This is a genomic window from Sphingomonas flavescens (assembly GCF_030866745.1).
GTDB lineage: Bacteria > Pseudomonadota > Alphaproteobacteria > Sphingomonadales > Sphingomonadaceae > Sphingomicrobium > Sphingomicrobium flavescens.
The window spans coordinates 1224176-1236518 of record NZ_CP133016.1 but is presented as its reverse complement, the minus strand read 5'-3'; the positions used below and the strand labels follow the sequence as shown (position 1 = coordinate 1236518).

General features: G+C 63.4%; 11 protein-coding genes. 9 read left to right on the top strand and 2 right to left on the bottom strand.

The annotated features are described in order from the left end of the window. Window positions 1–2 precede the first annotated feature (2 nt). The 9 genes from QU596_RS06310 (at window position 3) to QU596_RS06270 (ending at window position 10284) form a co-directional block, all read left to right on the top strand. On the top strand, window positions 3–1106 hold the full coding sequence (locus QU596_RS06310) for a fatty acid desaturase family protein (protein ID WP_308517812.1): 1104 nt from the start codon (window positions 3–5) through the stop codon (window positions 1104–1106). Window positions 1107–1228: 122 nt separating this feature from the next. After that, window positions 1229–1648, top strand: a complete 420-nt coding sequence (rplQ, locus tag QU596_RS06305; RefSeq protein WP_308517811.1) for a 50S ribosomal protein L17 — start codon at window positions 1229–1231, stop codon at window positions 1646–1648. Between the two features lie 85 nt (window positions 1649–1733). Continuing rightward, on the top strand, window positions 1734–3866 hold the full coding sequence (locus tag QU596_RS06300) for a prolyl oligopeptidase family serine peptidase (protein WP_308517810.1): 2133 nt from the start codon (window positions 1734–1736) through the stop codon (window positions 3864–3866). 78 nt (window positions 3867–3944) lie between these two features. Next, complete coding sequence (locus QU596_RS06295) at window positions 3945–4142, top strand: hypothetical protein (protein ID WP_308517809.1); 198 nt, start codon at window positions 3945–3947, stop codon at window positions 4140–4142. Window positions 4143–4247: 105 nt separating this feature from the next. Then, window positions 4248–4766 carry a hypothetical protein gene (locus QU596_RS06290; RefSeq protein ID WP_308517808.1) on the top strand — a complete coding sequence of 173 codons (519 nt, stop codon included), beginning with the start codon at window positions 4248–4250 and terminating at the stop codon, window positions 4764–4766. A 155-nt stretch (window positions 4767–4921) separates the two neighbouring features. Further along, on the top strand, window positions 4922–6499 hold the full coding sequence (locus QU596_RS06285) for a toll/interleukin-1 receptor domain-containing protein (protein ID WP_308517807.1): 1578 nt from the start codon (window positions 4922–4924) through the stop codon (window positions 6497–6499). Between the two features lie 65 nt (window positions 6500–6564). Then, window positions 6565–8124 carry a glutamine-hydrolyzing GMP synthase gene (guaA, locus tag QU596_RS06280; RefSeq protein ID WP_308517806.1) on the top strand — a complete coding sequence of 520 codons (1560 nt, stop codon included), beginning with the start codon at window positions 6565–6567 and terminating at the stop codon, window positions 8122–8124. After that, on the top strand, window positions 8115–9608 hold the full coding sequence (locus QU596_RS06275; RefSeq protein WP_308517805.1) for a M28 family peptidase: 1494 nt from the start codon (window positions 8115–8117) through the stop codon (window positions 9606–9608). Before guaA ends, QU596_RS06275 begins: the two co-directional genes overlap by 10 nt. Before the next feature lie 100 nt (window positions 9609–9708). Further along, window positions 9709–10284, top strand: coding sequence for a L,D-transpeptidase family protein (locus QU596_RS06270; RefSeq protein ID WP_308517804.1), 576 nt, complete (start codon window positions 9709–9711; stop codon window positions 10282–10284). 39 nt (window positions 10285–10323) lie between these two features. Here QU596_RS06270 and QU596_RS06265 read toward each other — a convergent pair whose 3' ends face one another. Then, window positions 10324–10869, bottom strand: coding sequence for a hypothetical protein (locus tag QU596_RS06265; protein WP_308517803.1), 546 nt, complete (start codon window positions 10867–10869; stop codon window positions 10324–10326). 101 nt (window positions 10870–10970) lie between these two features. Beyond that, complete coding sequence (locus QU596_RS06260) at window positions 10971–12338, bottom strand: sensor histidine kinase (RefSeq protein WP_308517802.1); 1368 nt, start codon at window positions 12336–12338, stop codon at window positions 10971–10973. Window positions 12339–12343: the final 5 nt, after the last annotated feature.

The following is a 12343-nucleotide window of genomic DNA, read 5'->3' as shown; positions in this document are numbered from 1 at the left end:
CGATGGACACTTCAGCGACCCTTATTCGCGATCGCACCGGTGCGGCTTCCACGCCGCGGGTTCCTGCGCGCCCGAAGGACGATGCCGCCATGCTGAAAGCCGCGGCGGGCCTCACGCGCGATCTCAATGTGCCGGACTCCCGCATTTACTGGGCGGACATGATCGGATCGGCTGCCATCGGTTACGCGGCTTTGTTCGCGGCGATGGTCGCGCGTCCGACGTGGGTCTCCGTGTTGAGCGGCCTCGTATCCGTGCTCGCGCTCTACCGCGCCGGCTCGTTCATCCACGAGCTGACGCACATCAAAAAGGGTGCGGTGCGCGGATTCCGCCTGACTTGGAACGTGCTCATCGGGGTGCCGCTGCTGATCCCGAGCTTCATGTACGAAGGCGTTCACAACCAGCACCACGGCAAGACCTATTATGGCACCGCGGACGATCCCGAATATCTGCCGCTCGCGCTAATGAAGCCATGGACGCTGCCAGTCTTCCTGATTGCCGCCGCGCTAGCGCCGATCGGCCTGTTCATCCGCTTCGCCATCCTCGCGCCCTTATCGCTGCTTTCGCCGCGCCTGCGGCAGATCGTCGTTGCCCGCTATTCGGGCCTGCAGATCAATCCGAGCTTCCGCCGCCAAATGCCAACGGGCCAGTTCGCGCGCGACTGGAAGGTGATGGAGATTGCCTGCTCGCTCTGGGCAATCGCACTGCTGACGATGGTCGCAACCGGCATCGTTCCGCTCCGCGCCTTCCTCATCTTCCTCGCCGTGACGTCGGGAACGATGTTCCTCAACCAAGTTCGCACTCTTGTCGCTCACCTCTGGGAGAATGACGGCGAACCAATGAGCGTCACCGCGCAGTATCTCGACAGCGTCAACGTGCCGCCACCAGGCACGCTGCCTGCACTGTGGGCGCCGGTTGGCCTCCGCTACCACGCGCTGCACCACCTGTTGCCGGGCCTGCCGTATCATAACCTCGCGGAAGCGCACCGGCGCCTGTGCCGTGAGCTCGACGAACGCTCGGTCTACCATCACGCTAGCCATCGTCGCTTGTCGTCGCTGGTCGTCCGGCTCGGCTCGCGAACCTTGACGAACCGCGCCAAATCCGCTTGAGGGCAGGCGTCCGGCGGGCTTGGTGCTCGCCGTTGTCATTTTTGGGCAAAGCGCAGCCGCCCCAAGAGCTGCGTGGCCGGGGATACCTCGTACGGTCCCCAGACGAACGAAAGGACTGACCCATGCGCCATCGTGTTGGCGGACGTAAGCTTCAACGCACCTCGAGCCACCGCGCTGCCCTGTTCCGGAACATGGCTGCTGCTCTGATCAAGCACGAGCAGATCACCACCACCGTCGCCAAGGCGAAGGAACTGCGCCCCTATGTCGAAAAGCTGGTCACGTTGGCCAAGCGCGGCGGGCTCAGCAACCGCCGCCTCGCGCAGTCGCGCCTGATGGACGACGCGCAGCTGACCAAGCTGTTCGACGTTATCGCGCCGCGCTACGCTGGCCGTGACGGCGGCTACACCCGCGTCATCAAGGCCGGCATCCGCTCGTCGGACGCCGCCCCAATCGCGGTTATCGAATTCGTCGACCGCGACGTCTCGGCCAAGGGCCAGGATTCGGGCCCGGTCCAGAACGCGGAAGAGTTTGAGGCTGCCTAAGACGGTTCGTCGAACACTCGCTTGAGTAAACGATGGCGCCGCTGCTAGCAGTTGGCGCCTTTCGTTTATCCGGGGAGTGGAGTTGATGCGTCGTGTTCTGGCCGCCGTTTTCCTGTCGAGCGTATCGATCATGACCCTGCCGACAGCGGCTGCCGCGCAAACCGCCCCCGCCATCACTTACCCCGCCGCACCCACCGGCAGTGTCGTCGATACGCAGTTCGGCGTAAAGGTCGCTGATCCCTATCGCTGGCTCGAAAACGACGTCCGCAACGACAAGCAGGTCGAAGCCTGGGTCACTGCGGAAAACCAGGTCACCGACGCCTTCCTTGCGAAGCTGCCGCTGCGCAACATCTTCAAGCAGCGGATGACGGCGCTCTACGATTACGAACGCTTCGGCATCCCCGACAAGAAGGGCGCGCATTACTTCTACACGCGCAACAGCGGGCTGCAGAACCAGTCGGTCCTCTACGTCCGCGACGGCGCCAAGGGCGACGCTCGTCAGCTCATTGACCCGAACGGCTGGTCCAAGGATGGCGCCACCGCGCTCGCCGAATGGACGCCGAGCGACGACGGCAAGCTGCTCGCCTACGCAATCCAGGACGGCGGCACCGACTGGCGCACCGTCCGGCTGATGGACGTCGCCACCGGCAAGATCCTGCCTGACGAGCTCAAGTGGCTGAAATATAGCGGCGGCGTATCTTGGGCAAAGGACGGCAGCGGCTTCTTCTATTCGCGCTATCCGGCGCCCGCCGCCGGCAAGACCTTTCAGAACGCGACGCTCAATCACCGGGTCTACTTCCACAAGCTGGGCACTCCGCAGTCCGCCGACCGGCTAATCTATTCGACGCCCGCAAATCCCAAGTTCAGCCACTATGCGCAGGTCAGCGACGACGGCCGCTGGCTGGTCATCTCCACCTCGCTCGCCGGTGACGAAAACGATGTCCACGTCATGGACCTGCGCAAGCCGGGCATGAAGCCGATCGCCCTGTTCACCGGCATGAAGAACCAGTGGAACTTCGTCGGCAACGAAGGCAGCCGCTTCTATTTCTCCACCGACGAAGGCGCACCGCTCAAGCGCGTGGTCGCCGTCGACGCGATCCGCCGCATCGCGCCGGTCACCGTCATCCCGGAAGGCAAGCAGGCGCTCGACGGCGTCAGCCTGATCGGCGGCAAGCTGATCGCCAGCTATCTCGTCGACGCCAAGTCCGAAGTCCGCGTCTACGGTCTCAACGGTGACCGGCACTCGACCATCGCGCTTCCTGGCATCGGCACCGTATCCGGGTTCAACGGCAAGATCTCCGACCCTGAGACCTTCTTCGCCTTCACCAGCTTCAACCGACCCGCGACCATCTACCGTTACGATGCCGCGACCGGCCAGGCGAGCGAATGGGCCGTGCCCAAACTGACTTTCGATCCGGAAGCCATCTCGGTCGAGCAGCGCTTCTACACCTCGAAGGACGGCACCAAGGTGCCGATGTTTGTCGTCCGCAAGAAGGGAGCCACCGGCCCCGCGCCGACGCTGCTCTACGGTTACGGCGGCTTCAACATCAGTGTGACGCCGAGCTTCAGCCCGGCCAACGTCGCCTGGGTCGAGCAGGGCGGCGTGTTCGTCGTTGCCAACATCCGCGGCGGCTCCGAATATGGCAATCCGTGGCACGACGCCGGACGCCTCGCTAACAAGCAGAACGTGTTCGACGACTTCATCGCCGCCGGCGAATATCTGAAAGCCAACGGCATCGCCGCGCCCAAGGGCCTCGCCGCAATTGGCCGCTCGAACGGCGGCCTGTTGATCGGCGCCGTCACCAACCAGCGTCCGGACCTGTTCGATGCCGTCTCTCCGGGCGTCGGTGTGATGGACATGCTGCGCTTTGATCGCTTCACCGCCGGCCGTTACTGGGTCGACGATTACGGCCACCCGGATCAGGAAGCCGACTTCAAAACGCTCCTGACTTACTCGCCCTATCACAACATCAAGGGCGGCAAGGCCTACCCGCCGCTGATCGCCGTGACCGCCGACACCGACGATCGCGTCGTGCCGGGCCACAGCTTCAAATATATCGCGAAGCTGCAGAACACGCCCAACGTCGGCAATGCGCCGCATCTAATTCGCATCGACACGCGATCGGGGCACGGCAGCGGCAAGCCGGTGACCAAGATCATCGAGGAATATTCGGACGTGTACGCCTTCCTCGGTTATTTCACGGGTCTAAAGCCCTAACCTACCGCGCTGTTAATTGACTCGGCGGGGCTGGGGATAAGTGTTAGACAGGCGTCTGCCACCGGGGGGTGACAGGGGTTGCGTTACTATCGCCTGTATTTCTTGGACCGCTTCAGCGGCCACATCGATCACTTCCGCGAGTTTGAAGCCGCGGACGATGATGCTGCGCTCGCCGTCGCGCTGGGCTGGCAGGAAGATCGGCCGATGGAATTGTGGAACCGCCATCGCAAGCTGAAGCATTGGGATGCGCCGCCGCCGGCGGACGACGAAGCTTAACCGCAGCAAACGGCCGGTTCAGGGCCGGTGCAATCCCGTAACGATAAGGCGACCTAATGGGTCGTCGTGCGTTGTGCCGGCGAACAGGGAATGAGAGGAATTGCCATGAAGGCGTTCACGAAGATTGCGGCGGCCGGCATTGCGTTTGCTGGCCTGGCCGCAGCGGCTCCTGCCGCGGCACAATATTACCCGGGTTACGGCTACGGCTATCCGAACGGCGGCAACGTCGTGGGCCAGGTGATCAACCAGGTGCTTGGCGGCGGCTATGGCTACAACAGCTACGGCGCCAACAGCCAGGTTGCAGTCAACCAGTGCGCGGCTGCGGTTCAGCAGCGTCTGGGCGGCGGCTACGGCGGCTATGGCTACAACAATTATGGTGGCGGGCGCGTGCTCGGCATCAGCAGCGTCGAGCCCCGCGGGAACGGTGGTTTGACCGTCCGCGGTGTTGCGACCAGCGGCCGGTATGGCGGCTATGGTCAGGGCCAGGTCGACATGACCTGGAAGTGCAAGACTGACTATCGCGGCTTCATCAGCGACGTGAATCTGTATCGGCAGAGCGCCAACTACGGCTACGGCAACTACACGCCGTACGATTACTCGCAGTACGGCTATCGTCGCTACTAAGCGGACCTAGCTAAGCGAAACACGTGCGCCGGGGCCGAAAGGCTCCGGCGCATTTTTTATGCTGCCGTCGCCGGCCTCCCCGCAAAGTGCGCAAATCACGGGCAAGTTGCGGAGACTGGTGCCGGCGTTAATGTTCGTGGGGTTGGGGGCTCCACATGGCACAGATCTTCTTGAGCTATGACCGGCGCGACGAGACCCGAGCGGAGTCGGTCGCAGCACTGCTGGAGCGCAGCGGGCACAGCGTCTGGTGGGACCGCCACATCAAGGGCGGACGGCAGTTCGCAAGCGAGATCGAACAGGCGCTCGAGGCTGCGGACGTCGTCATCGTGCTATGGTCGGCGCACTCGATCAAAAGCGACTGGGTGAAGGATGAAGCCGCGGCTGGGCGCGATCGCGGACGCATGGTGCCCGTGACGCTGGATGGAACACCGCCGCCGCTGGGATTCCGTCAATATCAGACGGTGGATCTTTCGGCGCCCTCTGGATCCGGCAATCGTCTCGAGGAAGCCATTGCAGCTGTGATCGATGGAAGCGCTTCGTCACCTTCGGGGACAGCGCGGCCCATGGTTCACACCACCCGCCGCCGCATACTTGCCGGCGGTACCATAGGCTTGGCGGCGGTCGCAGCTGGAGGTGGAATCTGGCGGTTTCTCGTGATTGGCAAGGAGCCGCCAGCCGAGGTGAAGGCTTTGCTGGCCCAGGCTTGGCAGGCGTGGACGCAGGGCACGCGTGACAGCAACGCACAGGCGATCGGTCTCTATCGCCGGGCCATCCAAATCAGCCCGACTTATGCGGATGCCTGGGGCCTTCTGTCCTGTGCGTACGGAGATCGAGGCCACGGCCTGTCTGGGGCCGAGCGAGCAGCGACGTGGCAGCGTGCGCGCGAAGCAGGTCAGCGAGCCCTGAGCCTGGACCCCCACAATGCCTACGGACGCATTGGTGTGGCCTATGCTCGTCCCCTGCGCGGAAATTGGGCGCTGATGGAACAAGAGTTTCGCAAAGCGGAGGAAGCTCAGCCCGGCAAATTTCTGGTCAACTACAGCCTGGGGTTGCTGCTTGGCGATGTCGGTCGCTTTGCGGAAGCGGCTCGGTTATTCGGCGGGCTGAAGGGCACGGCGCCGACTGCGTTTCAGTACCTGTGGCATTCCCAGGCTCTTTGGGCGTCCGGTAAACCCGATGAGGCAGATCGACTGATCGAAGAGGCTGCCAGTATCTATGGCAGTCACCCCGCGATCTGGCGGCAGCGCTTCGACATGGCGCTGCACTCGGGAAGGGCGACGACGGCAATCGCTTTAGCGGAAGATACGCAAGGACGACCGGATTCAATTGATGAGGACTTTCTGCAGGTAGCTACTGCGGCCGCACGGGCCTCGCTGACCGGTGGAGCGTCCGCGGTCGGCAGCGTCAAGGCCCAATTGAACCAGTACGTGAGGAAAAGCGTCAGCGCCGCAACGGTCGGTATCCAGTTGGCGGTACTGCTGCGCCAATTGGATGCAGCGTTCGATTATGCCGGTGCTTTGTTCACCTCGGCTGGATTTAGCATTCCAGACTTTGCGCCACGTGATGGCGCTGCCCCTGCTGTAACGCTGGATGAAAGGCGTAGCAGGTTGCTGTTCCTTCCCTCCACCGCGGGCATGCGGACCGACGCTCGATTCGACCGGCTTACGGAAGCGGTCGGCCTCAACCGCTATTGGCGCGAAAGCGGGAGCCTGCCTGACTACCGAATACAGTAGGCTGTGCCCGCGGCGGACACACCCAGCGGCTTTACTCGCTGCGGTCGCCTCCCTAATCGCCCACCATGACGGTCCAGCCCACCGAATCCATTCTCATCGTCGACTTCGGCAGCCAAGTGACGCAGCTCATCGCGCGGCGCATTCGCGAGGCCGGCGTCTATTCCGAAATCGCGCCCTTCAGCGCCGCGGAGGAAGCGTTCGAGCGGCTGAAGCCAAAGGGCATCATTTTCTCGGGCGGCCCGGCCTCGGTGACCCACGCTGAGAGCCCGCGTGCGCCCCAAGTGCTGTTTGACAGTGGGCTGCCGCTGCTCGGCATCTGCTACGGCCAGCAGACGTTGCACCAGCAGCTTGGCGGCAAGGTCGTCGCGTCAGACCAGCGAGAGTTCGGTCGCGCGTTCATCGATATCGTTGCGCCCAGCGCGCTCTTCGATGGCCTGTGGGACGTCGGCGACAAGCATCAGGTGTGGATGAGCCACGGCGACCGTGTCGAAACGCTGGCGCCCGGCTTCGAAATCGTCGCCCGTTCCGAGGGCGCGCCCTACGCGATCGCCACTGATGAGGCGGAGAAGCGCTATAGCCTGATGTTCCATCCCGAGGTCGTGCATACGCCCGACGGCGGGAAGCTGCTTGCAAATTTCGTCCGCCACGTGTGCGGCTGCGCGGGCGACTGGACGATGGCCAGCTTCCGCGACGCCAAGATTGCTGACATCCGCGCGCAGGTCGGCAAGGGCCGCGTGATCTGCGGCCTGTCGGGCGGCGTCGACAGCGCTGTGGCGGCGGTGCTGATCCACGAAGCGATCGGGGAGCAGTTGACCTGCGTATTCGTCGACCACGGCCTTATGCGGGCAGGGGAGGCGGAGCAGGTCGTCTCGCTGTTCCGCAACAGCTACAACATCCCGCTCGTCCACGTGGACGCCAGCGCCGACTTCCTTGGTGGCCTCGAAGGCGTCACCGACCCCGAGAAGAAGCGCAAGTTCATCGGCGCCGAGTTCATCAACGTGTTTGAAGCCGAGGCGAAGAAGATCGGCGGCGCCGATTTCCTCGCGCAGGGCACGCTTTATCCGGATGTGATCGAGAGCGTCAGCTTCACCGGCGGCCCGTCGGTGACGATCAAGAGTCACCACAATGTCGGCGGCCTGCCCGAGCGCATGAACATGCAGCTCGTCGAGCCGCTGCGCGAGCTGTTCAAGGATGAGGTGCGTGAGCTGGGCCGCGAGCTTGGCCTGCCGGAAGCATTCGTCGGCCGCCATCCGTTTCCCGGCCCGGGCCTCGCCATCCGCATCCCGGGCGAAGTCACGCAGGACAAGTGCGATATCCTGCGCAAAGCCGACACGATCTACCTGGAGGAGATCCGCAACGCTGGGCTCTATGACGCCATTTGGCAGGCGTTTGCCGTGCTGCTGCCGGTCCGCACGGTCGGCGTGATGGGCGACTACCGAACCTACGATTATGTCTGCGGGCTGCGCGCGGTCACCTCGCTCGATGGCATGACGGCGGACATCTACCCCTTCGACGCCGCCTTCCTCAGCCGCGTCGCGACCCGCATCGTCAATGAGGTGAAGGGCATCAACCGCGTCGTCTACGACTACACCTCCAAGCCGCCGGGAACGATTGAATGGGAATAAGGGTCGCGCTCACGCTCTCCGCGCTGTCGCTCATCGCCGCGGCGCCGCCGAAGCTCGACCCTGATACGCGCGCGTGGTGGGCGACGACCGCGGAGCTCTCCAATGACTCGATGGAAGGGCGCGATACCGGCTCAGCCGCTTATGAACGCGCCGCCCGGCTTGTCGCGCGCAAGTTCGCCGCGGCGGGGCTGAAGCCGGCGGGCGAGAACGGCGGCTGGTTCCAGCGCGTGCCGATGCACGAGATCGCCCTTACCAGCGTGCAAATCTCGGTAGGCGGGCGGCCCTTGCGGTTTCTGTACGACCTCACGGTTGGGGTCGGTCCTGGCATGCCGCAGCGAGTTAACGCTGAACTGGTATACGCCGGCTACTGCGGCACCGATCAGCTAGCGGGAGTTCGCGGCAAGATCGTCATCTGCCACGGCACTCACCGCGAAGGTCTGCCCGACGCCGCCGCGCGTGAAGCCGCCGTCCGCGCCGCCGGCGCGGTGGGCATCATGACCATCGCCGACCCCGGCTTTATCGTCGAACCCCCGCGCTGGCCGTTCGCTTATGCGCGCTCGGTGACCCTGGCCGACGATCCGGCGCAGCCCGACGCTTTCCTGAAGTTCACGCTGAACGCAGCCTCGCTGTCCAAGGTCGTCGGCCCGAAAGCGATCCAACTGATTGCGGCCGGAAGTGCTGGCAAATCGCTGCCCACCTTTGCGGTTTCCGGGCAGTTCAGGGCGCAATTCGCCACCCGCGAGCGCGATATCGCCTCGTCAAACGTGCTCGCCATGCTCCCCGGCCGCGATCCCGCCGCCGCCAACCAGGCGATCGCCTTGACCGCCCACCTGGACGGCTACGGCTTTGGCACGCCGGTCAATGGCGACCGGCTCTACAACGGCACCTTGGACGATGCGGCCTATGTCGCCCTCCTCATCCGCCTCGCTGAGCGCCGTCGTGCGCAGGCATACCGCCGACCGCTGTTGTTCACCGTCGTTTCCGGCGAGGAAAAGGGCCTGCTCGGCTCGCGCTGGTTCGTGAAGCATCCGACCGCGCCGCTCAGCGGCATCGCCGCAGATATCAACCTCGACCAGTTGCGCCCCATCTTCCCGCTTGAGATCCTCACGGTCCACGCCCTCGATGACTCCACGCTGGGAGACGATGTGCGCGCGGTGGCCGGCGGCCTGGGGATCGCCGTGCGACACGACCCCGAGCCGGAGCGCAACTTGCTGCGGCGGTCCGACAATTGGCCGTTCATGCAGGCGGGTATTCCGGCAACCGGTTTCGTGTTCGGCTATCGCCCCGGTTCGCGAAGCGAGCAAATTTACCGGCAATGGTATCGCACCGGATATCACAAGCCGCAGGACGATCTGAACCAGCCGATGGACTGGAAAGCGGCGGAAGATTTCAACCGGTTCTTTTACGCATTGGTGGAGCGAGTGGCTGATCAGCCGACCGCACCAGCCTGGAAATCGACCAGCAAATTCCGCCCCAGCCGGTAAATCGCGCCTGTTAACAGCAACTTGGCGTTAAACGATGGATTGACTCTTCCGGTCCATTTTTGCTGTTCGCAAGTGGGCAAAGGTGAGGTGCGGGGAATTGATGAAATTTACTAAGGCGGCGACCCTGATCGTCGCGATGGCCTTGGCTGGCTGTCAGACCGCGTCGGCACCGCAGATGGCGGCTACAAAGGCCGGCCCGTCGGTTTCGAACGAGGTCCCGTATCGCTGGACGCTGGGCAATGCGCCGCAAGCCCACAAGGACATGGTCGCGGAATTCAACAAGGTCGGTCTGAAACCGGGTGAGTTCGTCTGGGCTACGGAGGCCCCGGCGGCCGGAGACACGCGCATTGTCGTCGATCTGCTGACGCAGATGACTTACGTCTACCGGGGCGAAAAGCTTCTTGGTGCGTCGAGCATGTCTAGTGCCAAAACCGGGCACATCACGCCCTACGGGAACTGGACGATCCTCGAAAAACGCCCTTTCTACCGTTCAAAGAAGTACGACAACGCGCCGATGCCATTCATGCAGCGCATCGATGATTACGGCATCGCGTTCCATGGTGGCGCGAACCCTGGTTATCCCGCCAGTCACGGCTGCATTCGTCTTCCAATGAAATTCGCGCAGAAGCTTTACGGGGTCACCAAGCTCGGCACGAAGGTCATCATCGAGGGATAAGGAAGCGCGGACCGTTTTGTCCGCGCTCCCAAGGAAGTCTTACCGACGGTTCCGGTTCGGTGCCGTCCCGAACGCTGCGTCGGCCATTGCCGGCTGGGCCTGTGACGACGTATCCAAATCCGTCGTAATGTCCGGCATCCCCTCGGGATTGGTGCCGGTCGAAGTCTGCGTCATACCGGTGCGCAGCGGCTGGACGCTGTCGCGGCGTTGGCTTCGCCATGTGTCGAAGTCGCTATGGAACTGCTGCTCACGCTCGCGGCAATAGTCCGCATAGTCGCGGTCGAGCGCTTCCATCTGTTTGTCGCGCCAACTGCGGTAATGGTCGTCCTGATTGGCACCGTGGCTCCGCGATGAGCGATTCTGGTCGCCGCCGAACCATTCGCGACTATCGCTCCAAGGCCTGCGCGGTCGGGACATATCGTCCTGCCTGCGCATTGAATCGCGGTTGCGATTCTCGTCCCAGCTGCGGTTTCGGTCGTTCATCATGAAGTCGCGATTGCGCAAATCATCGCGCTGAGTGTCGCGGTCGTGCATCTGATCGCGATCGTAGTCCTCATCATATTCGCGCATGTAGCCGTGTGCCATTTACTCTCTCCTGACTGAGGGCCAGCTGCCCTGAGGGAGAAACGTTTCGGCAAGCGGTCGGATGCGCGGTTCGTCGACGGCGTGCGGCGCTCGTCGCAGCCTTAGCCGCGTCCGTTGTCGCCAGTGATCACCGGGAGCAACAGAACGGTGCGCAGGCCAGGTGAATTGTCCTCTAGCAGCAGCTTGCCCTGGTGGAGATGCGCAATTGATTCAGCGAGCGCGAGGCCAAGCCCGGCACCCTCCTCCGAGCGACTGGAATCCAAGCGTCCAAAACGGCGGCGGGCCTCGGCCCGGCGATCGGCCGGAATGCCGGGCCCCCTATCGGAGACTTCAATTTTGATCTCTCGCTCGCCGGGCGTGATCCCGATTCGAACACTGCCGCCATCAGCCCCGTATCGAATAGCATTTTCGACGAGATTGCTGATCGCCTGTGCGAGCAATTGGCGGTGGCCGAACAACGGTATGGTTCGTGCCGGGCGCTCGAATTCCAGCGCGGCTCCGCGCTCCTCGATAAGAGGATCATACATCTCCGCGAGTTCCGCCGTTAGTTCACCCAAGTCGAACCAGTTGAACTGATTGCGCCCGGTCAGGGCTTCAGACCGGCTGATTTCCAGAACGGCCGTGAGAATGCGCATCAGGGAATCGGCTTGGCGGACAACGCTGCCCAGTCTTTCTTCCTGTTCGCCCGGGTCGGTCGTTTCGGCAGCCGCCTGTGCGGCCGAGCGCAAGCGGCTGACTGGCGACCGCAGGTCGTGCGCCAGACTGTCTGTCAGCAGCCGCAACTCTTCCATCAGCCCCGTGATGCGATCGAGCATGGCGTTAATTTGGACGCCAAGGCGGTCAAACGCGTCGCCGGTACCGGATAGTGGGACCCGCTGCGATAGGTCGCGCGCACTGATCCGGTCGGCGACGCTGGCGATCTCGCCCACTCGGCGCCCCACGTAGTTGGCGAGAATGAGACCGCAGAACAGGCCAAGCAGACCGGCGACGATGAGCGCGATGAACAAAGATCGTTCAAGCGTTTCGCGCAGCGCGAAGGCTTCGCCCGCCAGTCGACCGCTGAGCAGCCATTGATCGGTCGGTAACCGGTAGGCGATCAGCGCTGCTTCATGCGGCGTGGTCTGGCCTTTCACCCGAACCAAAGCGTGCTGATACCCGTCCTGCCGGGGCAGCGAGCTTGCCGAGGATGGCTCGATATTGCCCCTGATCTGCTGTCCTTGCGGGGACAGAAGCGTGATGACCGTTTGCGGGTCTGCGTAGGTCATCGTGTCTTCAATCGCGTCATCCAACGCCGGCTGACCGCCTGAACGGTAAACGTCAGACAGAACCTTGCCCTGCTCAACCACCTGCTGGCGCACCGTGGCCACAGCCTGGTCGTTGGTGCGCAAATAGATGAATCCAATGACCGCGAGATTCGACAGCAGCGCAAGAAGCCCTGCCAGCAGGGCGATCCGAAGGGTTGTTGGCACGCGCA

Excerpts from the sequence above, each read along its gene's own strand:
- QU596_RS06310 (WP_308517812.1), top strand. The coding sequence starts at position 3 with ATGGACACTTCAGCGACCCTTATTCGCGATCGCACCGGTGCGGCTTCC.
- rplQ (WP_308517811.1), top strand. The coding sequence starts at position 1,229 with ATGCGCCATCGTGTTGGCGGACGTAAGCTTCAACGCACCTCGAGCCAC.
- QU596_RS06300 (WP_308517810.1), top strand. The coding sequence starts at position 1,734 with ATGCGTCGTGTTCTGGCCGCCGTTTTCCTGTCGAGCGTATCGATCATG.
- QU596_RS06290 (WP_308517808.1), top strand. The coding sequence starts at position 4,248 with ATGAAGGCGTTCACGAAGATTGCGGCGGCCGGCATTGCGTTTGCTGGC.
- QU596_RS06285 (WP_308517807.1), top strand. The coding sequence starts at position 4,922 with ATGGCACAGATCTTCTTGAGCTATGACCGGCGCGACGAGACCCGAGCG.
- guaA (WP_308517806.1), top strand. The coding sequence starts at position 6,565 with ATGACGGTCCAGCCCACCGAATCCATTCTCATCGTCGACTTCGGCAGC.
- QU596_RS06275 (WP_308517805.1), top strand. The coding sequence starts at position 8,115 with ATGGGAATAAGGGTCGCGCTCACGCTCTCCGCGCTGTCGCTCATCGCC.
- QU596_RS06270 (WP_308517804.1), top strand. The coding sequence starts at position 9,709 with ATGAAATTTACTAAGGCGGCGACCCTGATCGTCGCGATGGCCTTGGCT.
- QU596_RS06265 (WP_308517803.1), bottom strand. The coding sequence starts at position 10,869 with ATGGCACACGGCTACATGCGCGAATATGATGAGGACTACGATCGCGAT.